This window comes from Pantoea sp. FN0305, assembly GCF_050113845.1.
GTDB lineage: Bacteria > Pseudomonadota > Gammaproteobacteria > Enterobacterales > Enterobacteriaceae > Mixta > Mixta alhagi.
In genome coordinates this window covers 98,247-117,326 of sequence record NZ_JBNJSN010000004.1, presented here as the reverse complement: position 1 = coordinate 117,326, position 19,080 = coordinate 98,247, and the positions used below count along the sequence as shown (strand labels likewise).

Here is a 19,080-nt window from a genome sequence, read left to right as displayed (position 1 = left end):
TAACTATGTGATTTCAGAGATAACTTTTTGCAGTTTTTTTACCCAAAAAAGCAACGACTGCTATAAATTTCTACGTTGCAGTGCCGATAAACAGCAGATAACGCGTATTACAGAAATATCTGGAAACAGACCGGGACGGGAAAGTAAGTGAAAGAGCCTGACAATGAGCAGTATTACAAACGTGGCACGCTGGCGGTGTTAGGCGTATTGCGCGACATCGAACGTGACGGTACGCCGATCATGGTTTCCCATGCGCGCGGCCAGTTTATTAGCCGTATCCTGTCCGTTGATAAAGAGCTGCTGGTAATCGATTACGGCAGTAACGATTATGATAATCAGGTCACGCTGGAGATGCGCAGCCTGACCATTACTGCGGAAATGAAAGGGGCAAAAGTCGAATTCAGTCTGGAGCAATTGCACGAGACGCATTTTGGCGGCCTGCCCGCTTTCAGCACCCCGCTGCCGTCTGAACTGTTGCAGATCCAGCGTCGTGAATATTTTCGGATTAGCGCCCCGCTGGACCCGCTTTTTTACTGTCATGCCAGCTGGCCTGAAGGCGGCAAGGCGCGTTTCCGCTTGCAGGATATTTCCCTGGGCGGCATTGGCGTACTGGTGGAAGGCGACATGCCGGAAAACCTTGTCTGCGGAGATCTCTGGCGCAGCATGCGGTTGGATATGGGCGAATATGGCGAGCTTCAGGTAGATGCTCAGCTGCTGCACGTGGGCACCCGCACTACCGTGAGCAGTAAAAATGAGACGGTTTCAACGCCGCGTCTGAGCTTTAGTTTTGCCTCGCTGAGCGCCGCGCAGGAGCGTCAACTACAGCAAATTATTTTCTCTCTTGAACGCGTTGCGCGTGAAAAAGCGATGCGCTTTCGTTAAAGGGTGCTTCTTCTCTCGCCTGGCAAAGGACATCCGCCTGAGCCAGGCTTAGTGTTGATTTCAGGCCACTCAATCAACCGTAAGGAGAAGCTCCCCTGATGGAAACTCTATTTTCCGACCGGAATCTGTCACTGCTGTTTAACCAAACGTTCTGGTTCAATACGGTTATCGTTGTTGCCGGCACATTTATTATTTACTGGTTGCTGCGCTCGCTGATTGGCTTTATCAGCTCCCGTCTTGGACGTTTTGAAAACGATCACCGCTCGCGCTTTTATAACATCGCCGTTGAGATGTTGCGCACCACCAGCCGCCTGCTGCTGTTTATCTTTTCCCTGCTGATTGCGATTAAATTTATCGAGCTGCCTGCCACCTGGCAAAGCAACATTTCTCACGGCTGGTTTATCGCCCTGATGCTGCAGTTCGCGCTGTGGCTGGACTGCGGCGTCCGCCTGTGGCTGAGAAATATGCTGCGCGATCCTACACATGTGCGTAACCCGGTCACCATGGTGATCCTGGGCATTATGCTGCGGATATTTATCTGGGCGATTATGATGCTGGCGATCCTGTCAAATATGGGCGTCAACATTACTGCGCTGGTCGCCAGCTTAGGGGTAGGCGGTATTGCGGTCGCGCTGGCGATTCAAACCGTGCTGAGCGATGTTTTCGCCTCGCTGGCTATCGGGCTGGATAAGCCGTTTGAAATCGGCGACTTTATTGTTTTCGGCGATATTGCCGGCTCCATTGAGCATATCGGCCTGAAGACGACCCGCATTCGCAGCCTCAGCGGTGAACAGATCGTTTGCGCTAACGCGGTGCTGTTACAGCAAACCATTCACAACTATAAGCGTATGCAGGAACGCCGCATCCAGTTTCGCTTTGGCATCAGCTATAACACGCCAGCAGAGAAAGCGCGTAAAATTGGCGGTATCGTTAAAGAGATTATTGAGGGCGTTGAACAAACCCGTTTCGACCGCGCGCACTTCTTATCATTTGATGTTTCCCAGCTGACTTATGAAGTGATCTATTTTGTTACCGATGCCGACTACAACAAATATATGGATATTCAGCAGGAGATAAACCTGCAGCTGATGGAGCGTCTGGCCGAACTGGATGTGCATTTCGCCTTCCCGATCCGCCACGTTCAGTTTACCGGCGGGACATTGCCGGAACTCAACATGGCGGAAAAGGCGTCTAACGAGGATGAGGATAACCAGCAGGCTGACCGTCAGCCTCAGATGGTGCGATAAACGGTATTCACTTTCCACAGGTAACGCGGCGCCTGTGCAGCCGGATGTCTGGTCTGCACATGGCGTCGAAACTCGTCCGGCGACATCTCATTAATCATGGCGATAGCCCGATCGCGGTCACGCGAAAAGGTGCGCAACAGTGCACCTGCGCCATTAGCATAAGAGACAATCGTGGCGTAACGCAGCGTTTCCGGGTCACGAATGCCCGCCAATGCCCGCTGCTGTAGCAGACGGATATAGGCGGTGCCGATATCAATGTTTTTTGCCGGATCGCGCAGCTCGCGCGTTGAAGGTTGTCCATGACGTCCCTGTGCACGATAGACTTCACGTCCGGCGGTCGAGGCTTTGATTTGCATCAGGCCAACGGCATTCGAGCGGCTTACCGCATCAGGATTGCCACCCGATTCAACGCTGATAATCGCGCTGATTAAGCGCTCGTCAACGCCATAATGGCTGGCGGCGTTTTCCGTAAACATCGACCAGGTTTGCGAAACGTGTGCTGGCGCGGCTTTGGTTAAGGGCGTTTGCCGCTCCTGGGCAGTATGGTTGGTGGTTTTACTGGCACAGCCTGCCAGTAATAGTGCCGATAGCACCAGCATCCTGATTTTCACGCTGTAGGGTTCCTCGAAGCCTAATTGCTGCGCCCATCTTACTTAGCGGTTCGCTTTTAAAAATTACCGCTTATCTGAATTGCTGAATAAAGTGTGACAAATGATGACTTTAGTCACGCTTTTCGTCATCATCACGCAGTTGGACTGCAGGACGATAAACAACAGGAGTCCCGTTAATGAACCCGCATACGCCTCGTACTATCCATCTGATCGCGCCGTCCGGTTACTGCCATAATCAGCCTGCCGCCGCGCTGGGTATCCAGCGACTGCAACAGGCGGGACATCAGGTAACCAATCAGACGGTAACCGGTCGCCGTTTTCAGCGCTTCGCTGGCAGCGATGCCGAACGCCTGCAGGATATCAACGCGCTGGCCCGGCTCAGCCTGCTGCCTGATATTGTTCTGGCGGTGCGCGGCGGTTATGGCGTGACGCGGTTAATGGACCAGATCGATTACGCCGGCCTGCGACAACAGCTACAGGGCAAGCCGGTCGCGTTGTGCGGTCATAGCGATTTTACCGCGCTACAGCTGGCGCTGCTGGCGCAGTCTGGGTTGATCACTTTCAGCGGGCCGATGCTGTGCGGCAATTTTGGCACGCCGGAGTTGTCTGAATTCAGCTGGAACCACTTCTGGCAGGCGTTAACGTCGCCTGTGTTTACCCTGACCTGGGCAAGCAGTACGCCGACATTGCCGACGCTGAGCGGCACGCTATGGGGTGGCAACCTGGCCATGATCATGACGCTGATCGGCACGCCGTGGATGCCGGATATTGATGACGGCATTTTGGTGATCGAGGATGTAAATGAGCATCCGTTTCGCACCGAGCGCATGCTGCTGCAGCTGCATCAGTGCGGTATCCTGGCGCGCCAGCGGGCGATTATTATTGGCAGCTTCACCGGCTGTAAACTTTCCGACTATGATAACGGCTTCGGCTTTCCAACCGTGTGGCAGCGCATGCGCGAGCTTAGCGGTCTGCCGATCGTCGACGGGCTCGATTTTGGTCATGACCAGGCGACGGTAACGCTGCCGCTGGGCGCGCAGGGCACGCTGAGCGTGGCGAGCGGCCAGGCCAGCCTGCGCATCAGCGGTCATCCGGTATTATCTGCCCACGCAGCGTCGGAAGCAGAGCGTTAAGAATCAATATGACCGCGATCGTCAAACCGCTCCAGGGTGATCGCTTCTACTTCGCGTTTAACGCTACGGCTACAGGGCAGCAGCTTATTGGTATTGCGATAGGCAAACCAGACCTTGCCGCTGCTCTGATTAATGATCAACCGATCGCCATTGCGAAAACGAGTAATGGCGACCTTCGCACCATTTTCCAGCGTATGTCGCACCTGACCCGAGGCGACCTGGAAATGGCGCTGCGGCCACATAAGCGTGGTCAGGCCGTGCTGTGCACGTGAGATGGTCATCACCGCCCTGCCCGGACAGGTGATTTGAAATTCAGTTTCGCTCCGGGCAGACGATGTAAACAGCGTAAGCAATCCTGCCGCCAGTAATAATTTTCTCATAACGCATGCATCCTCAGCGTAATTACACAAAATATTGCCTTAATATGCATAGCCTGACATCGCCAGAAATGCGAACGGAAGAGATGATCTGGCGCAAGCCGGTACTGAAAATGCTGTCAGACGCCCTGTTAGCTGTTGATTTGACAACGCGGGTCATGCCATTAACATCGATGCGGTGAACAGGAGCGATGTATGTCTGAACTTGATCGGTTGTTTCAACGCCTGGACGCGTCGACTTTTCGTCGTCGCTTTCGGCTGGGCAGTAAGGAGCGGCAATATTGCCTGGAAAAAGGCCCCGAGGTGATTGACCGCCATGCGGCGGATTTTATTGCCCAGCGTCTTGCCGCTGCCGAGCCGCGTAACGATGGCAAGCAGACGCCCATGCGTGGGCACCCGGTGTTTATTGCGCAGCATGCCACCGCAACCTGCTGCCGTGGCTGTCTGGAAAAGTGGCATCGAATCGCCGCACATCAACCGCTAAGCGCCGAACAGCAGCGCTATATTGTTACGGTGATCCACGCCTGGCTGGTGAAAGAGATGAATCGCTGAATTCACCGGCGGGAATAACGCCGCATGGTGCAGCTTTCAGATCCGCTCAAAATTTGTGCCACAATTTTTTTACTCTGCGGCAATTTCCGCTGCCACCAGCATCAACGCCAGCCCAGCATCCTCTTCCTCATACTCGCGCAACGTCTCTTTTATTCTGCCAATACAGCGCTCTACCCGCTCCTTCTGCGGCTGCGGCAGGTTATCGATAGCATGGCGAATCAGCATCAGACTGGCTTCTTCTTCTTTCATTCCGCTTTTCCCTTTCGTGATAGGGCGCACAGTTTGCCAAATTTATTGCGCCAAACCAAGTTAAGTCATTTTTTTTCACTGGTCCAGTTGAAACAGCAAGGCTGAATTCCATCATTTCTTCGGGTGAATGCTATGCTGTTGAAAGCGTAGCGCACTGCTGCGCCGGTCCTGTTTTATTGGGCAGGAAAAGCGATAAGATAAAAAGGCAATGCATATGCTGCGAGTGATGATGTTCACGCTTCCCTTTTTGCTGGCTGCCTGCTCTTCCGGCCCGCAGGGCGTTGAGTGTCCCGGCAAAGTCGCCTCGATTTACGGTCAGGAAGGTCATGTTACCCACGGCACCGTGTTCGATCTGGTGAGTTCGTTTAGCGTGGCTACTGATGACGTCAAAGTGGAAAGCGGACCGCTCCATTCTACCGATCGCACCCGCTACATCCCGGCAGCGGTCACTAAAGAGGGTTATCTGGCCCAGCGTATTTCCGATAAACAGTTTCGCCTGATCGATCCGCAACAGGATCAGATGATTACCTGGACCTGCGGGAAGTCATCCGCCACAGCTAACGCTAAGCTCAACTGAATGAGATATCAGCATGGAACAGGATACACAGCACGACCGCTTCATTAGCTTTCCCTATCCGCATGAAAATTACAGCGACGGCAGCATTAATTATGGCGGTATCGATTTAACGCAGGAGACACAGCGCATTGATGAGATTGAGGAAGCCAAACGCTCTCCTAACCTGCGACGCCTGCTGGAAGAGGTGAATTTGCAGGATGGACTGTTTATGACGCTGGGTTGTGATTATCGACGTCTGGAAAGCGGGATCGGCGGCTATGTGGATTTTACCTTTCGCCCGGGTTTACCCGCCTCGTTAACGGTGGATGCCGTGAGTCTGGATGACTATTTTTGGGCGTATCTGGCGAAACAGGAGATCGATCATCACATTAACGATGGTGCGATGGTGAGCTATGCGCGTTCCGCGCTAAAGTGGAGCTGGTCTGAACTGGAGATGGGCGGCGTACACAGCAAGAAAATCACCCTCGCCTTTTGCTGTCAGCACAGCGAGGATGCCGAATGGTGTCTGGATCATCTGCGTCACTTCCTGGTGACAGAATTTCCCTCGTTGCCGCCGCGACAGAGATAATCCGGATGCGATTCAGGGCTTAATCAGCCGGATCGCATGCTCCAGTACTTTCTGTTCGTCCCGGTCGCTATCCTGGCGGCGCTGGCGCGTTTGCCAGAGCAAACTGGCGAGCGTTTCGCGCTCGGTATTCAGGCCGTTTTCCGATAACACGATTGCCGCATCGCCAATCACCCGACAAACCTCGTCATAATCATCTTCGCTTAGTGCATCACGTTTCATTACTTGCTCCTCTTTTCTGAACCTGGCCCAAAAGTAAAACTAAAGCAAAGGCCGCACGCGCCGATACTTCGCTAAGTATAATCATTCCCTTTTAATTTTTCGTTCCGACGCCAGGCGAACAATCATGCTTAGCCCATTACAACCATTAAATAGCAAAAGGCGTGCAGCACTGGAACTGCTGAAAAAAAATGACCGCTGCCGGGATGAAATTCTTAGTCAGTTCACGTTACTCACCAGCCAGCTGTTAGGCATTCCCAGCTGCTACGTTTCGATTCTTGATGAAGAGCGCCAGTACATTAAAGCGCCGCAGATGTTTCCATTAATGGAAACCTCGCTACAGCATGCGTTCTGCCGTCATACCATACAGTGCGAACGCCTACTGATTTGCCCTGACACCTGGCAAGACCCGCGATTTGAGCAGCATCCGCTAACGCGCGGCGCACCCTTTATCCGCTTTTACGCTGGCGCGCCGCTGATCTCCGGTGAAGATGACATCATCGGCACGCTGTGCGTCACTGATACGCAGCCGCGCACGTTCAGCGAAGAGCAGCAGATAACGCTGGCGACATTAGCGCGCCTCGCCGCCGCCTTTCTCGACGCCTGGTATGCCAATGGTTATATCGATACCGTTACCGGCCTGCCCAATCGTCAGCGTTTACTGCGCGATCTGGAATTAAGCGCCGACATGCTGCCCGATCAGCAGTGGCGTCTGTTAATGATTGACTGTATCGATCCGCAGCACATTTTTGATGTGTCGCGCTCATTGGGGATTGCCGCGTCTGAGGGGCTGCTGCATGAGTTAACCCGGGTGCTGTATCAGCGGCTGAGCCTTCACGACAAAGAGCCGATGCTCTACCTGATTAATCATGGCCGCTTTGCGCTGTTAACTCACAGCGAAGAGGGAATGGACAGCAAACTCTGCAGCGAAAAGCTGGGCGGCATTAACGCCTGTCTCGGCGATACCATTACCATCGATTTACAGGTTCGTGTGGGAGAAGTGCAGTTTTCTCCCCGAACCCTGCCGCCGCTGGAGGCAATGCGCCGTGCGCTCAGCGCGTTACATGAGGCGATCGCCCAACAAAATCTCTTCCAGCTGTTCGATAGCGAAAACGATCAAAGACGGAATCAGGAGTTTCAGCGGCTAAACGATCTGGCGCGGGCAGTGCGCGGACGCTACGGCCTTTACCTGGTTTATCAACCGAAAATTTGCCTGCACACCGGCAAAACCGTGGGTCTGGAGGCGCTGCTGCGCTGGAATCATCCTGTTGAAGGCGAGATCCCGCCCGGCCGCTTTATTCCACTGGCGGCCGGCACCAGCCTGATGGCGGAGCTGACAGACTGGGTGCTGGATAGCGCCATCAGGCAGCTGCAGCGCTGGGCGCAAAAAGGCATTCATCTGCCGGTGTCGGTTAACGTGAGCGTCTCCGATATTTGCCGTCCCGACTTTGCCGATCGCCAGGAAGAGCGGCTGCTGCGCTGCGGTTTGACGCCAGAATATTTAGGTATTGAATGCCTGGAAACGGAAGAGATCCACGCCAGCCCCAACGCGCTGCACGGTTTCGATATGCTGAAGCTGCGCGGCTTTAAGATTTCGCTGGATGACTTCGGCTCTGGCTACAGCAATATCAGCTATCTGCGGCGCATTCCGATTGATGTCATTAAACTGGATCGCTCTCTGATTAGCCGTCTCCAGCATGATACCGCCAGCGGCATTATTGTCCGTAACGTGATAAGTATGCTGAAGGATCTGGATTACGTGGTACTGGCTGAGGGCGTTGAGGATAAAGAAACCTATGAACAGCTGCAGTCGCTGGGCTGTGATGAAGTGCAGGGTTTTTACTGCTCGGCACCGATGAAAGCCACCGCGCTGGAGAGATGGTTACAACAGTAAACCATTATTTCGCCTCATCTTTGCCGGGTGATTTCTGCCGTTTATTTCTCCTTCTTTGCGCTTCTGTGCTATAGCTTTTACAACGCTATGCTCAGAGTAGCCAAGGAAAAAGGAGAGTAAATTGAAAATATTTTACTTTATTGCGCTGATCGCCTCTGCGTTCTATTTGTTTGTGAATTTGCCGAAAGAGAAAAGTAAACGCGAACCGGTAGCCTACTGGGGCTGCTGGGCGTACCTGGTTGCTTCCGCCATCTACTGGAGCATTTTCAGCCTGCGCCACCATTTCCATCTGTTCTGATATCTGCCCCTGCGCTGGCTTTCGGCGCGGGGGCAAGTTATTTGGGATACGCGACGCCGTTCCTTCCCCTTCCTGGCTGCATCACAACCGCTGTTAACAACCGGAGGTTTTGTGAGTAAGAAAGTTCACGCTAAGGGCACCCATGACGCCCACGAAACCCAGCTGCGCCGCTGGATCACCATCGGCAAACCTGCCGATCAGCTCTATGCGTTATGGCGCGATCCCGCCACACTGCCGCAAATTATGGCTCACTTTGCCCAGATAACGGTGATCGATGATACCGACGCCGACTGGGAAGTTAAGGGGCCGCTGAAAAAAAGCTTTCGCTGGCGCAGCCGGATTGTTGAACAACAGCCGGGCGTGGTTATCGCCTGGGAATCGCTGGACGGTGCCGACGTACCGAACGAAGGCATGCTGCAGTTTCGCCCTGCACCTGGCGAATGGGGCACCGAGCTGACGCTGACGCTGCGCTTTAACCCACCGGGCGGCGCGCTGGGTAAAAAAGTGACTACGCTGCTCGATCTGTTTCCCAAAGAGCAGCTCAGCAAGGCGCTGCACCGCTTTAAGAGCCTGGCCGAAACCGGAGAGATCCCCAGCCTTGACGGGCAGCCAGCGGGCCGTCATACAGAACGAAAAGATAAGGAGGCGTAATGCGAGCTTTATGCTGGAACGGCGTCAATGACTTACGGGTAGAAAGCGTGGCAGATCCCGCTTTGCTGAATCCGCATGATGCGATTATCAAAGTAGGCTTAACCACCACCTGTGGTTCCGACTTGCACGTTATTGATGGCCTGATCCCGACCATGCGCGAAGGCGATATTCTTGGTCATGAATTTATGGGTGAAGTGGTGGAGGTCGGCAGCGCGGTTAAAAATATCAGGCGCGGCGATCGGGTGGTGGTGCCCTCTTTTATCTCCTGTGGCTCCTGTTGGTATTGTCAGCATGAACTGCCTTCCTGCTGTGATAATACTAATCCACACTGGGAACAAGGCGAACCGGTACTGGGACACGCAACCGCCGGGATTTACGCCTACAGCCACGCCTTCGGCGGCTATGCCGGTTCTCATGCTGAATATGTGCGCGTTCCTTTCGCCGATAATGACTGCTTTGTGGTACCGGAGACGGTCAGCGACGAACAGGCGCTGTTTTTATCGGACGCTGCCCCTACCGGCTACATGGGCGCGGATTTCTGTAATATTCATCCTGGCGATACCGTGGCGGTTTGGGGCTGCGGCGGCGTGGGGCTGATGGCGATGCAGAGCGCCTGGCTTATGGGCGCGCATCAGGTGATCGCGATTGACCGTTTCCCGGAACGACTGGCGATGGCGCGCGATTATGCCGGTGCCATTACCCTGGATTACAGCAAGGCGGATATCCATGAGGCGCTGCTGGAGCTGACCGGCGGACGCGGCCCGGATAGCTGTATTGATGCTGTAGGAATGGAGGCGCGCGGTGAAGGCCTGACGCAGGTTTACGATCGCACTAAACAGCTGCTGCACTTGCAAACGGACGTAGGCGCTGCGCTGCGCCAGGCGCTCTACTCCTGCCGCAAAGGCGGTAATATTTCGATTCTGGGCGTTTACGGCGTGATGGATAAGTTTCCGCTGGGACTGATGATTAATAAAAGCCTGACAATCCGCACCGCACAGCAGCATGGTCAGCGTTATATGCATCGGCTGCTTGATCATGTGGCGAAAGGTGAACTGAACCCCGCGTTTATGGCGACCCACAGCTTCTCGCTGGAAGAGGCACCACGCGGCTATGAGATGTTTAAACACAAGGAAGATGGCTGCCTGCGGGCGGTATTTGCGCCCTGACCGGCCAGTCGTCCAGGAATAAACAACGGGGACCGAATGGTCCCCGTTGTTTATGTTTCAAACCCGGGCTATCTACAAGTGAACGTCAATAGTAGCCCGCCGCAAGGCGGGACTGAACCGTTATTGCGGAATACGCAGCGTTTGACCCGGATAGATCTTATCGGGGCTGCTCAGCATCGGCTTGTTGGCCTCAAAAATCTTATTGTATTCGTTGGGGTTGCCATACATCTCTTTCGAGATAGCGCTCAGGGTATCGCCTTTCTTCACGGTATAAAAACGGCTTTCCGTGGCGGGTTGTGACACTGCTACCTTGTCATCAACGCCGCTGATTCCGGCTACGTTACCGATCGCCACCAGAATTTTCTCTTTTGCTTCCTGGCTCAAACCTTCGCCGGTTACCGTTGCCTGACCATCTTTTACCGCAACCTGCACCTTATCGGCATCCGGCACCCCGGTTTTCTGTAGATGCTCTTTGAGCTTTGCATCCTGTTCCTGTGAGTTATGCGTTACCGTATCCCACAGTTTTTCTCCTGCGTCTTTCACAAAGCTTAACAGTCCCATGCATCCTCCATTTTTACGCTAAAAAAATTTATCTTCCTCTAAGCGTAGCAGATGGATGCTATTCAGCCCGAACGGCAGCGCAGGCCTGGCTGCTTTCTAAACAATAAAATCAATATGCATATTAGGGCGCGCCGCAATATCAATGATCATATCCGGCTGCATATCTCCTGACAGATTCAGCTTTAAATGCGTCAGATGGTTAGTGACATCCCATGTCATCTGCATTTCGCCCAGCCTGCCGGTGAACTTTGAGGCGAAGCGCAGCGGATATGCGTGGCTGTCCAGCGCTGACAGGTCGATTTTGTCACTGCCGCTGGTGAAGTCACCGATTAAATCACGCAGTCCAGACAGGGAATCTTTCGCGCTGGTGAAGATAAACCGATCGTTACCTGCGCCGCCGTAGAGCTTATCCGCCCCGCCACCGCCATATAAATGATCGGCTCCTGCTCCGCCTTCCAGCCGGTCGATGCCGTTTTCACCATATAGCGTATCGTTGCCGCTGCCGCCGTACAGCAGATCGTTGCTTTCGCCGCCATACAGACGATCGTGACCATTTTCCCCGTACAGCCGATCGTTGCCGTTGTTGCCGTACAGCAGGTCATCACCCTCGCCGCCAAACAGACGATCGTGGCCGTTTTCGCCATACAGACGGTCGTTGCCGTTATTGCCGTACAGCAGATCGTCGCCCTCACCGCCGTACATCCGGTCATGGCCGTTTTCCCCGTACAGCGTATCAATGCCGTTTGCGCCATACAGCAGGTCATCACCCTCGCCGCCAAACAGACGATCGTTACCGTTTTCCCCGTACAACGTATCGTTACCGAGCGCGCCATACAGCAGATCGTTGCCGTCATTGCCGTATAAACGATCGAGTCCGCTATCGCCGTACAGCGTGTCGATATCAAGACCGCCATACAGCACATCGTTGCCGTTGCCGCCGTAGAGTCGATCGCTGCCGCTGTCGCCATACAACGTGTCGTTGCCATCGTTACCGTACAGCGTATCGTTGCCAGCGTTGCCGCGCAGGCCGTTAGCGACCGCGTTGCCAATCAGCGTATCGTGACCGGTGCCGGCAATGGCGTTTTCAATTACCACGCCGAGCGCGACAGAGACGTTGCCAATCAGCCCGCCCACGTTGGAAAACGTCTCTGCATTAAGGTTAATCCGCTGATTCTGCCGGTAGCCGGAGAAGTTCAGCGTATCGTTGCCGCCTGCATCCCAGACAGAAAAGATCAGCGCATCGCTGCTGCTGAGTGCAGTGTAATAGTCTCGTCCGGTATTCGAACCGAAGCCATACACGGTATTGCCCGTCAGCGTGGTCATGTTAGCGCCATACAGACGCTGAATAGCAGCAATGTCATGCAGCAGCGGCGAAGCCGCATAGTGCCCGTAAAAATTAGCGCCGGTGTTGGTTTCACTCCAGTAACTCATTAAGGTGTACTGACGCGAATCCTCTATATAAGGAGCGCTGGCGCTATAAGAGATCTCTCCGGTGCCGCTGTTATAGTCACCAGGATGGCTCAGGCCAAGAGCATGTCCTAGTTCATGGGTCAGCGTCAGGCGTCCATACTCATAATGTTCCGGTGAGCGGTTATTGGCCATATTGTAATTGAACCACATCGTACCCGCCGCCCGGCTGCCGCCCGGCAGATAAGCATACGCCTGATCGTCCGCCTGCTGACCATTGGCATACTGCGTATAGTTGGCAAAGGTTAACCGGGCGCCGCTGCTCACCTGCGTAAATTTTATGTTCGCCACATCGGCCCAGGACTGCAGCGATTTCAGCGCCGCCGCTTGCTGTTCGCTGTTAAAGGTAACAATGCCTTTATCACCGTATGGCGTGCTCGTAAGGTTATCGGGAAAAGCGAAACTGATTTCCAACGGCTTGTTATAGACCTGATATACATTCCAGCTCAGCCCGCTGCGAGTGAGCTGAACCGCAGCCTGGCTGGAGCTGTAATGCACAGTGGGCGCACTGGAATAGTAACTGCTGCTGGTTGCGCTGGTCGCAGCCTGCAGATCGGGGTCGAACCAGGAAGTGCGTATGCTCTTTGTGGACAAGGGCTTTTCTCCGGAAAAATAGGTTCCGAGAAGCCAGCATTACCCGCTCATCCTGACAGGGAATAACGAATCATTTCGAATTTACTGCAGGTTCTGGATTAAAACGACCTTAGCACCGTCTTTAGCTATATCGGCAAAACAGGCGCAACATTAGAGAACTTTTTTTGCCGGTGCGGCGCTAATTGTGGACGCATTATTATAACCGGATTTCATTGTGTCCCTCAGAGAAATAGCTCAGCGAAATAAGAGTTATTTTTATCGCCAGGATTATTAAAGCGGCCTCAAATATTTCCGCTGCGCTCATTACCAAAACAGGCCGGGCAGCGTTATACGGCCCGGCCTGCGGTTAGCGAATGTTGCTGCATAAACGGAAGGTTAACCGTCAGGCGGAAACCTTGCTGATCTCAATAATTTCATCAAGACGCGTTTTCATCTCTTCAAGATTCTGTCGCAGGTTATTGTCCGCTTCTGTCGCGTTTTTTCCTTTACCAATAAGCGTAAAGCGGTAGCCCGGCTGTTCACAGCTGGCACGATACTCATACTCGCCGTTAGCCATCTGATGTTTTTCAATATTCACGTCCATTCTTGCCTCCTGTCTCTTTTTTTAAATATAGCAAAACCTGGCAGCAAAGGCCTTTTCGCCTGTGTCGCAGGAAAAACGCAGCAAAATGTCAGGAAAGTGAAAATCAGCGGGTCGCCTGGTTTAAGGCACATTTTTTTATCTTAGAATCGCGCGCACTTGCTGGAGGTAATCATGAAAAAAGTGTTTATGTTATTAACGGCGGTCATGCTGACCGCATCATTAAGCGGCTGTGTCTGGTGGGGCCCTGGCTGGGGCGGCCCGGGCGGCGGTCATGGCGGTGGATTCCATCAAGGCGGCCCTGGCCGTTAATTCGCCCTTCCCTGAATTACCGAAGGGCTGACAAGAGACATGGGGCTTTCGACCCTGTGCAAGACCCGCCGCTGGTGGGTCTTTCTTATGCCGCATCGCCTGCCTCGCTGATTTTCTTCAAATTATTTGAAAAACAAAAACAGTTATCTTTGCTTTCGGTTCTTGTCGTCAGCGACCACACTTAAATTCCTTTTTAGTGATTGCAGGATTGTCGTTATGTTGAGCATGAAAAAAATTGCCACGCCGCTGGTGTTAAGCCTGGGCCTTTGGGCGCAGTTCAGCCATGCTGAGGCGCAGACCTATCAGCTGAACCCGGAGCATACCTCCGTGGTAATGAGCTGGTCGCATTTTGGTTTTTCTCATCCGACCGCTGATATTTCCGGCACCAGCGGCACGCTGGTTTTCGACAGCGCGAATCCGGAAAAATCAAAAGTCGACGTGACGCTGCCCCTGACCAATATTGATACCCATGTTGAGGCGCTGACCACCGAATTCAAAGGCGATCAATATTTTAATACCGGCACTTATCCCACAGCGACCTTCCGCAGCACGCGCGTTATCAGCAAAGGCAACAACCGCTATGAGGTACAGGGCGATTTGACGCTTAAAGGCGTTACCCGTCCGGTCACGCTGCACGCCACGCTGAACAAGCAGGGAGAACATCCCATGCTGAAAAAGCAGGCGATTGGCTTTGACGCCACGGCAACGGTAAAACGTTCCGATTTTAATCTGAAGCAGTATATTCCAGCCGTTAGCGATGACGTTACGCTGACTATCTCTACCGAAGCCTACGCGGCCAAATAATCCTTTCAGCCCTGCTCTGTCAGGGCTGATGATTTTCCTGTTTCCGGACCGCCTTCTGCTGCATTTACCCGCAAGAAAACCGCGCGCGCTTCACGCTGCTGGCGTACCATTCTGGTAACCAGATGCTTATCAGAGAGGTAACCGTGAATTCAGCGTCATTTATCCTGCGTCTTTCCGCTTCCGTCAGCGCAGATATGCTGGAGGATCTGCGGGTCGTGATTCCCGCCGAGGCCACGCATGTGTTTATTAACGCCCTGGATGAAGAGAGCCATACCACGTTTGAATGCCTGCAAAGCGATGAAAGCTGCTCACTGGCCGCTTCTGCTATTGCGCTGTGGCGTCAGCTGGGTCATATCCATCACCTGACCTGGCGGCACGGCTGGGATACGCAGGAGGTTTCAGACGCCAGCCAGCAGCAGCTGTTTCAGATGTTAAAAACCCCTGGTGCAATCTTGCAGATTACCTGAAGCAGGCTTTGCCTGGCTTAGAGGCTAACATTATTACCGCGTGCTGTTACGCCGCTAATAACCCTCTGATTAAACAAGCGAAACGGTAAGAAAACTTTACTTTAGAGTTTCGTACTTTCTGACATGGATCAATAATTCCGCCAGAAAAAAGGATAAAAAATAACCTTAAGCTAAATTTTATTAACCATTATTCAAAGCAGGCTTAAGGAGACTGTATGGCACGCCAACATTTTACCGCCCCGGAGTTTGCCCGGTATGCGGGTATCAAAGAGACCGAACTGATTCGCGCTATCTGTAATCGCGGCACCATTGACGGCGTATCGCTGCCTGAGTCGCTGAATCATGCGCCACTTTCCGTTCGCGTCTGGCTGCGTGAAGATGTCATGCTGTTTACGCATACGTTAAGCCGCGCCAGAGCAGGACGCAAATACACCACACAGAATCGGAAACGCACCAGCCAGACCAGCTGATGCGAGAGGTTAACCGCAGGCCCGTAGCCTCTGTATTGCGCCGGGCCTGCTCTGTTCACAGCGCAACACGCCGTGACCAGCGACTTAGCCTGGATAGATACCGCGATCTTTACGCGCCATCAGGATACGTTCGCAGGCAACGATATAGGCAGCGGTACGCAGCGTACATTCTTTCTCTATCGCTTTATCCCAGACATGCACCATCGCTTCGGTCATGATCTTGTCCATACGCGCATTGATCTCTTCTTCGCTCCAGAAGAAGCTCGCCATATCCTGCACCCATTCAAAGTAGCTGACCGTTACCCCGCCTGCGTTACAGATAACATCCGGCACCACGGTAATGCCGCGCGCCTTAAGAATATCATCCGCATCAGGATAGGTTGGGCCATTCGCCCCTTCCAGCACCAGTTTGCAGCTAAGCTTCTCTGCACGTTCGCGCGTGATCTGCCCTTCCAGCGCCGCCGGGATCAGAATATCCATTTTGGTGGTCCAGAAATCTTCGCTATTGATTTTCTGGGCGCCAGGGAAACCGGCGATCTGTTTGTGGCTGAGCTGCCACTCGCTGAGCGCGTGCAGATCAATTCCGTCCGCATTAAACAGCGTAGCGGTATGATCCTGGATCACCACCACGCGCGCGCCCGCTTCCGCAAACAGACGAGCCGCTTCGCTGCCGACGTTACCAAAGCCCTGCACGGCAATTTTTGCGCCTTCGATTTCAATACCGGCGCGCCCTGCGACTTCACGACCGGTAACAAATACGCCGCGTCCGGTCGCTTTTTCACGACCCAACGAGCCGCCGAGATGAATCGGTTTGCCGGTCACCACGCCGGTAATGGTGGTGCCGTGGTTCATGGAATAGGTATCCATCATCCATGCCATCACTTTACCGTTGGTGCCCACATCCGGTGCCGGAATGTCGCGCTGCGGCCCGATAATCAGACCGATTTCACTGGTATAGCGGCGAGTCAGGCGTTCCAGTTCTCCCTCGGACAGCGAGAACGGATCGACGCGAATGCCGCCTTTCGCCCCGCCGTAAGGCAGGTTCACTGCGGCACATTTAATAGTCATCCAGGCGGAGAGGGCCATGACTTCATTCAGATCCACGTCAGGATGGTAGCGAATACCGCCCTTACCCGGACCCCGGGAAAGATTGTGCTGAACACGAAAGCCTTCAAAATGGCGGATGGTTCCGTCATCCATCTGCAGGGGAATATCAACGATCAGGGCACGTTTCGGATGGCGCAGCGTATCGATCCAGCGCGACAAATCGCCCAGATAAGGGGCTACGCGATCGATTTGCTGAAGGTAGGTGTTCCAGGCCGATGTACCGCTTTCTGACGCGTAAGATAGCTTTTCCATAACAAACCTTTTTGAACAAAGTTATTTATATTGTTTAACCGTGGAAATGACCTGCATATCACTATGCGTTAATGAATTTACCATTAATTATCGGCGATAGATTTTTCAGTCTGATGGAAAAAATTGTTTTTGCGTAAAGCAATCGCAACAGAGATGAATAATTAGTTACTTTTATTGGTTGCCATAAGGATGCGGACTTTATGCATTTATTATGCACTATTTGTGCATAAAAAAGATTTTTCCTGACTTTTCAGAAAGTTGAAAGCGATCAAAAAGTTAAATTTTCGTTATTTTACAGAGTTGACAATGTAAAATTTGCCAGCCAGCATTAACCCGCCAGCTGCTGTTGTACCGGCTGATTCTTTCGCGAATCAGAAATCGCTATCGTTTTCAAAATGTTGAAAATGAGGCTGCCTGTAGTCCGCTGAATACCGTTCATTATCCAGACAAGCCTGCCCTGTTCCTGGCGCGCTGAGCGCCTGATCCCTGCGTCGTTACGGGGAGGGGGTGCGTTTGTCTGCAATCGGAATTTACTTCATGGTCAGCCGTTATAAGAGGAGAAGCCATGACCGCAAAACAACCACCGCGATCGAGACCATCGGGCAATGAACAGAGTGCCCCGCAGACCTTACAACGCGGCCTGAGCGAACGACATATCCAGCTGATCTCTCTCGGCGGCGCGATCGGCACCGGCCTGTTTATGGGCGCAGGTAAAACCATTGCCGTTTCCGGCACCTCCATTCTGATCACCTATATCGTGGTCGGCTTTTTTATGTATATGGTGATGCGGGCCATGGGCGAAGTGCTGCTTACCCGGCTGGATTACCGTTCATTCGCAGATTTTGTATCCGATTATCTGGGGCCGAAAGCAAGCTTCTTTCTCGGCTGGTCATACTGGCTAAGCTGGGTGGTGACCTGCATCGCCGATGTGGTGGTGTGCGGCGGCTATGTGCAGTACTGGTTACCGACGCTGTCGCCCTGGATCCCGGCGCTGTTTGCGCTGGCGCTGCTGTTTGCGTTTAACCTGCTGTCGGTCAAAATGTTTGGTGAAGCGGAGTTCTGGTTTGCCATCATCAAGGTTATCGCCATTATTGCGCTGATCCTTACCGGCCTGTGGATGATCGCCACCGGCTGGACATCGCCGGACGGCGTGCAAGCCTCGGTGGGCAATCTGACCGATCCGGCAGTGTTTATGCCGCACGGCGTGGTTGGCTTCTTTGCGGGCTTTCAGATCGCTATTTTTTCTTATACCGGCATTGAGCTGCTCGGCACCATGACGGCGGAAACCAAAACGCCGGAAAAGATCCTGCCACGCGCCATCCGGGCCATTCCGCTACGCATTATTATTTTTTATGTGCTATCGATGGTGGTGATTATTGCCGTCACCTCCTGGCAGCACGTTTCGCCAGAAACCAGCCCGTTTGTCACGCTGTTTGATAAAGCGGGCCTGCCCGCCGCCGCCGCGCTGATTAACTTTGTTGCGCTCACGTCAGCTATGTCCTCTGCCAACAGTGGCGTCTATTCCAGTACCCGCATGCTGTATGGCTTGTCGGTGGAAAAACATGCGCATCGCCAGTTCCGCATCCTGTCGCGCGTTACGGCGATACCAGTGCGCAGCCTGCTGTTCTCCTGCTTCTGTATGCTGAGCGGCACGCTGCTGCTGTTTCTGACGCCCAACGTCATGACGCTGTTCACCATTGTTTCCACGCTGGCGGCGATTCTGGTGATCTACAGCTGGGGAATGATTCTGGTGGCCTATCTGGTTTACCGTCGGCGTCAGCCGGAGTTACATCAGCAGTCAACGTTTAAAATGCCGGGCGGCCGGGCGATGTGCTGGTTGACGCTGCTGTTTTTCCTGTTTTCACTGGTGATTATGGTTTTCGATGCCGATACGCGTGCGGCGCTTTGCGCCATGCCTGTCTGGTTTATCCTGCTGGCCGTTTTCTGGCGGCTGACGCTGCGTCGTCGTCAGGCGCGGGCGCGCCAGTCCTGGCAAACCAGCATTGAATCCTGATCGAAAAAAAGGCGGCGAGATGATCTCGCCG

General features: G+C 53.4%; 23 protein-coding genes. 15 read left to right on the top strand and 8 right to left on the bottom strand.

Annotation, left to right across the window (positions count from 1 at the left end):
• Nucleotides 1-147: 147 nt before the first annotated feature.
• The gene (locus ACQE3Y_RS09690; protein WP_426972847.1) at nucleotides 148-882 is read left to right on the top strand and encodes a flagellar brake protein; all 735 of its coding nucleotides are present in this window, start codon (nucleotides 148-150) and stop codon (nucleotides 880-882) included.
• Between the two features lie 98 nt (nucleotides 883-980).
• On the top strand, nucleotides 981-2,129 hold the full coding sequence (locus ACQE3Y_RS09685; protein WP_426972849.1) for a mechanosensitive ion channel family protein: 1,149 nt from the start codon (nucleotides 981-983) through the stop codon (nucleotides 2,127-2,129).
• Here the strand turns inward: ACQE3Y_RS09685 and emtA are convergent.
• Nucleotides 2,114-2,728 (bottom strand): membrane-bound lytic murein transglycosylase EmtA, encoded by a 615-nt coding sequence (gene emtA / locus ACQE3Y_RS09680; protein ID WP_250652714.1) that lies wholly within the window; start codon nucleotides 2,726-2,728, stop codon nucleotides 2,114-2,116. The genes ACQE3Y_RS09685 and emtA overlap by 16 nt on opposite strands.
• Before the next feature lie 188 nt (nucleotides 2,729-2,916).
• Here emtA and ldcA point away from each other — a divergent pair, with 188 nt between their 5' ends.
• Entirely contained in the window at nucleotides 2,917-3,873 is a 957-nt protein-coding gene (ldcA, locus tag ACQE3Y_RS09675; RefSeq protein WP_426972850.1) for a muramoyltetrapeptide carboxypeptidase, read from the top strand.
• Here the strand turns inward: ldcA and ACQE3Y_RS09670 are convergent.
• Nucleotides 3,870-4,253 carry a hypothetical protein gene (locus tag ACQE3Y_RS09670; RefSeq protein WP_426972852.1) on the bottom strand — a complete coding sequence of 128 codons (384 nt, stop codon included), beginning with the start codon at nucleotides 4,251-4,253 and terminating at the stop codon, nucleotides 3,870-3,872. The two genes, ldcA and ACQE3Y_RS09670, sit on opposite strands and share 4 nt — an antisense overlap.
• A gap of 192 nt (nucleotides 4,254-4,445) precedes the next feature.
• Here ACQE3Y_RS09670 and ACQE3Y_RS09665 point away from each other — a divergent pair, with 192 nt between their 5' ends.
• Nucleotides 4,446-4,802, top strand: coding sequence for a DUF4186 domain-containing protein (locus ACQE3Y_RS09665; RefSeq protein WP_426981513.1), 357 nt, complete (start codon nucleotides 4,446-4,448; stop codon nucleotides 4,800-4,802).
• Between the two features lie 69 nt (nucleotides 4,803-4,871).
• On the opposite strand, the gene ACQE3Y_RS09660 is transcribed toward ACQE3Y_RS09665, so the two are convergent.
• Nucleotides 4,872-5,051, bottom strand: a complete 180-nt coding sequence (locus tag ACQE3Y_RS09660; RefSeq protein ID WP_085071945.1) for a hypothetical protein — start codon at nucleotides 5,049-5,051, stop codon at nucleotides 4,872-4,874.
• A 214-nt stretch (nucleotides 5,052-5,265) separates the two neighbouring features.
• Here ACQE3Y_RS09660 and ACQE3Y_RS09655 point away from each other — a divergent pair, with 214 nt between their 5' ends.
• Nucleotides 5,266-5,628: a hypothetical protein gene (locus ACQE3Y_RS09655; RefSeq protein ID WP_426972856.1), complete on the top strand. Its 363-nt coding sequence runs from the start codon at nucleotides 5,266-5,268 to the stop codon at nucleotides 5,626-5,628.
• A 13-nt stretch (nucleotides 5,629-5,641) separates the two neighbouring features.
• Nucleotides 5,642-6,196, top strand: a complete 555-nt coding sequence (locus ACQE3Y_RS09650; protein WP_426972858.1) for a hypothetical protein — start codon at nucleotides 5,642-5,644, stop codon at nucleotides 6,194-6,196.
• A 12-nt stretch (nucleotides 6,197-6,208) separates the two neighbouring features.
• On the opposite strand, the gene ACQE3Y_RS09645 is transcribed toward ACQE3Y_RS09650, so the two are convergent.
• Complete coding sequence (locus ACQE3Y_RS09645) at nucleotides 6,209-6,415, bottom strand: DUF2767 family protein (protein ID WP_426972859.1); 207 nt, start codon at nucleotides 6,413-6,415, stop codon at nucleotides 6,209-6,211.
• Between the two features lie 124 nt (nucleotides 6,416-6,539).
• On the opposite strand from ACQE3Y_RS09645, the gene ACQE3Y_RS09640 reads away from it, so the two are divergent.
• The 4 genes from ACQE3Y_RS09640 to ACQE3Y_RS09625 all read left to right on the top strand — a co-directional run bounded on the left by ACQE3Y_RS09640 (nucleotide 6,540) and on the right by ACQE3Y_RS09625 (nucleotide 10,421).
• A complete protein-coding gene (locus ACQE3Y_RS09640; RefSeq protein WP_426972861.1) occupies nucleotides 6,540-8,306 on the top strand; it encodes a sensor domain-containing phosphodiesterase in 1,767 nt (588 codons plus the stop codon).
• Between the two features lie 121 nt (nucleotides 8,307-8,427).
• Nucleotides 8,428-8,604, top strand: coding sequence for a hypothetical protein (locus ACQE3Y_RS09635; RefSeq protein WP_167373299.1), 177 nt, complete (start codon nucleotides 8,428-8,430; stop codon nucleotides 8,602-8,604).
• Nucleotides 8,605-8,715: 111 nt separating this feature from the next.
• Nucleotides 8,716-9,255 carry an SRPBCC family protein gene (locus ACQE3Y_RS09630; protein ID WP_426972864.1) on the top strand — a complete coding sequence of 180 codons (540 nt, stop codon included), beginning with the start codon at nucleotides 8,716-8,718 and terminating at the stop codon, nucleotides 9,253-9,255.
• On the top strand, nucleotides 9,255-10,421 hold the full coding sequence (locus ACQE3Y_RS09625; RefSeq protein WP_426981512.1) for a zinc-dependent alcohol dehydrogenase: 1,167 nt from the start codon (nucleotides 9,255-9,257) through the stop codon (nucleotides 10,419-10,421). Before ACQE3Y_RS09630 ends, ACQE3Y_RS09625 begins: the two co-directional genes overlap by 1 nt.
• Before the next feature lie 120 nt (nucleotides 10,422-10,541).
• On the opposite strand, the gene lysM is transcribed toward ACQE3Y_RS09625, so the two are convergent.
• The 3 genes from lysM to ACQE3Y_RS09610 form a co-directional block, all read right to left on the bottom strand.
• On the bottom strand, nucleotides 10,542-10,982 hold the full coding sequence (lysM, locus tag ACQE3Y_RS09620; protein WP_426972867.1) for a peptidoglycan-binding protein LysM: 441 nt from the start codon (nucleotides 10,980-10,982) through the stop codon (nucleotides 10,542-10,544).
• A 96-nt stretch (nucleotides 10,983-11,078) separates the two neighbouring features.
• The gene (locus ACQE3Y_RS09615; RefSeq protein WP_426981511.1) at nucleotides 11,079-13,043 is read right to left on the bottom strand and encodes a M10 family metallopeptidase C-terminal domain-containing protein; all 1,965 of its coding nucleotides are present in this window, start codon (nucleotides 13,041-13,043) and stop codon (nucleotides 11,079-11,081) included.
• Nucleotides 13,044-13,425: 382 nt separating this feature from the next.
• On the bottom strand, nucleotides 13,426-13,626 hold the full coding sequence (locus tag ACQE3Y_RS09610) for a hypothetical protein (protein WP_426972871.1): 201 nt from the start codon (nucleotides 13,624-13,626) through the stop codon (nucleotides 13,426-13,428).
• Nucleotides 13,627-13,797: 171 nt separating this feature from the next.
• On the opposite strand from ACQE3Y_RS09610, the gene ACQE3Y_RS09605 reads away from it, so the two are divergent.
• The 4 genes from ACQE3Y_RS09605 to ACQE3Y_RS09590 all read left to right on the top strand — a co-directional run bounded on the left by ACQE3Y_RS09605 (nucleotide 13,798) and on the right by ACQE3Y_RS09590 (nucleotide 15,676).
• Nucleotides 13,798-13,935 (top strand): hypothetical protein, encoded by a 138-nt coding sequence (locus ACQE3Y_RS09605; RefSeq protein WP_426972873.1) that lies wholly within the window; start codon nucleotides 13,798-13,800, stop codon nucleotides 13,933-13,935.
• Between the two features lie 216 nt (nucleotides 13,936-14,151).
• Nucleotides 14,152-14,739 carry a YceI family protein gene (locus ACQE3Y_RS09600; protein WP_426972876.1) on the top strand — a complete coding sequence of 196 codons (588 nt, stop codon included), beginning with the start codon at nucleotides 14,152-14,154 and terminating at the stop codon, nucleotides 14,737-14,739.
• Nucleotides 14,740-14,933: 194 nt separating this feature from the next.
• Nucleotides 14,934-15,206 (top strand): hypothetical protein, encoded by a 273-nt coding sequence (locus ACQE3Y_RS09595; protein WP_426973078.1) that lies wholly within the window; start codon nucleotides 14,934-14,936, stop codon nucleotides 15,204-15,206.
• 215 nt (nucleotides 15,207-15,421) lie between these two features.
• Complete coding sequence (locus tag ACQE3Y_RS09590) at nucleotides 15,422-15,676, top strand: hypothetical protein (protein ID WP_250652478.1); 255 nt, start codon at nucleotides 15,422-15,424, stop codon at nucleotides 15,674-15,676.
• Between the two features lie 84 nt (nucleotides 15,677-15,760).
• Here the strand turns inward: ACQE3Y_RS09590 and ACQE3Y_RS09585 are convergent, their stop codons facing one another.
• A complete protein-coding gene (locus ACQE3Y_RS09585) occupies nucleotides 15,761-17,035 on the bottom strand; it encodes a Glu/Leu/Phe/Val family dehydrogenase (protein WP_426972878.1) in 1,275 nt (424 codons plus the stop codon).
• Between the two features lie 565 nt (nucleotides 17,036-17,600).
• Between ACQE3Y_RS09585 and ACQE3Y_RS09580 the strand changes: the two genes are divergently transcribed.
• A complete protein-coding gene (locus tag ACQE3Y_RS09580) occupies nucleotides 17,601-19,049 on the top strand; it encodes an amino acid permease (protein ID WP_426981510.1) in 1,449 nt (482 codons plus the stop codon).
• Nucleotides 19,050-19,080 lie beyond the last annotated feature (31 nt).

What these genes read in the sequence shown, in the direction of transcription:
- ACQE3Y_RS09625 (WP_426981512.1), top strand. Translation starts at nt 9,255, where the DNA reads ATGCGAGCTTTATGCTGGAACGGCGTCAATGACTTACGGGTAGAAAGC.
- ACQE3Y_RS09610 (WP_426972871.1), bottom strand. Translation starts at nt 13,626, where the DNA reads ATGGACGTGAATATTGAAAAACATCAGATGGCTAACGGCGAGTATGAG.
- lysM (WP_426972867.1), bottom strand. Translation starts at nt 10,982, where the DNA reads ATGGGACTGTTAAGCTTTGTGAAAGACGCAGGAGAAAAACTGTGGGAT.
- ACQE3Y_RS09670 (WP_426972852.1), bottom strand. Translation starts at nt 4,253, where the DNA reads ATGAGAAAATTATTACTGGCGGCAGGATTGCTTACGCTGTTTACATCG.
- ACQE3Y_RS09585 (WP_426972878.1), bottom strand. Translation starts at nt 17,035, where the DNA reads ATGGAAAAGCTATCTTACGCGTCAGAAAGCGGTACATCGGCCTGGAAC.
- ACQE3Y_RS09655 (WP_426972856.1), top strand. Translation starts at nt 5,266, where the DNA reads ATGCTGCGAGTGATGATGTTCACGCTTCCCTTTTTGCTGGCTGCCTGC.
- ACQE3Y_RS09600 (WP_426972876.1), top strand. Translation starts at nt 14,152, where the DNA reads ATGTTGAGCATGAAAAAAATTGCCACGCCGCTGGTGTTAAGCCTGGGC.
- emtA (WP_250652714.1), bottom strand. Translation starts at nt 2,728, where the DNA reads ATGCTGGTGCTATCGGCACTATTACTGGCAGGCTGTGCCAGTAAAACC.
- ACQE3Y_RS09645 (WP_426972859.1), bottom strand. Translation starts at nt 6,415, where the DNA reads ATGAAACGTGATGCACTAAGCGAAGATGATTATGACGAGGTTTGTCGG.
- ACQE3Y_RS09595 (WP_426973078.1), top strand. Translation starts at nt 14,934, where the DNA reads ATGCTGGAGGATCTGCGGGTCGTGATTCCCGCCGAGGCCACGCATGTG.
- ACQE3Y_RS09640 (WP_426972861.1), top strand. Translation starts at nt 6,540, where the DNA reads ATGCTTAGCCCATTACAACCATTAAATAGCAAAAGGCGTGCAGCACTG.
- ACQE3Y_RS09580 (WP_426981510.1), top strand. Translation starts at nt 17,601, where the DNA reads ATGACCGCAAAACAACCACCGCGATCGAGACCATCGGGCAATGAACAG.
- ACQE3Y_RS09685 (WP_426972849.1), top strand. Translation starts at nt 981, where the DNA reads ATGGAAACTCTATTTTCCGACCGGAATCTGTCACTGCTGTTTAACCAA.
- ACQE3Y_RS09660 (WP_085071945.1), bottom strand. Translation starts at nt 5,051, where the DNA reads ATGAAAGAAGAAGAAGCCAGTCTGATGCTGATTCGCCATGCTATCGAT.
- ACQE3Y_RS09605 (WP_426972873.1), top strand. Translation starts at nt 13,798, where the DNA reads ATGAAAAAAGTGTTTATGTTATTAACGGCGGTCATGCTGACCGCATCA.
- ACQE3Y_RS09665 (WP_426981513.1), top strand. Translation starts at nt 4,446, where the DNA reads ATGTCTGAACTTGATCGGTTGTTTCAACGCCTGGACGCGTCGACTTTT.
- ldcA (WP_426972850.1), top strand. Translation starts at nt 2,917, where the DNA reads ATGAACCCGCATACGCCTCGTACTATCCATCTGATCGCGCCGTCCGGT.
- ACQE3Y_RS09650 (WP_426972858.1), top strand. Translation starts at nt 5,642, where the DNA reads ATGGAACAGGATACACAGCACGACCGCTTCATTAGCTTTCCCTATCCG.
- ACQE3Y_RS09590 (WP_250652478.1), top strand. Translation starts at nt 15,422, where the DNA reads ATGGCACGCCAACATTTTACCGCCCCGGAGTTTGCCCGGTATGCGGGT.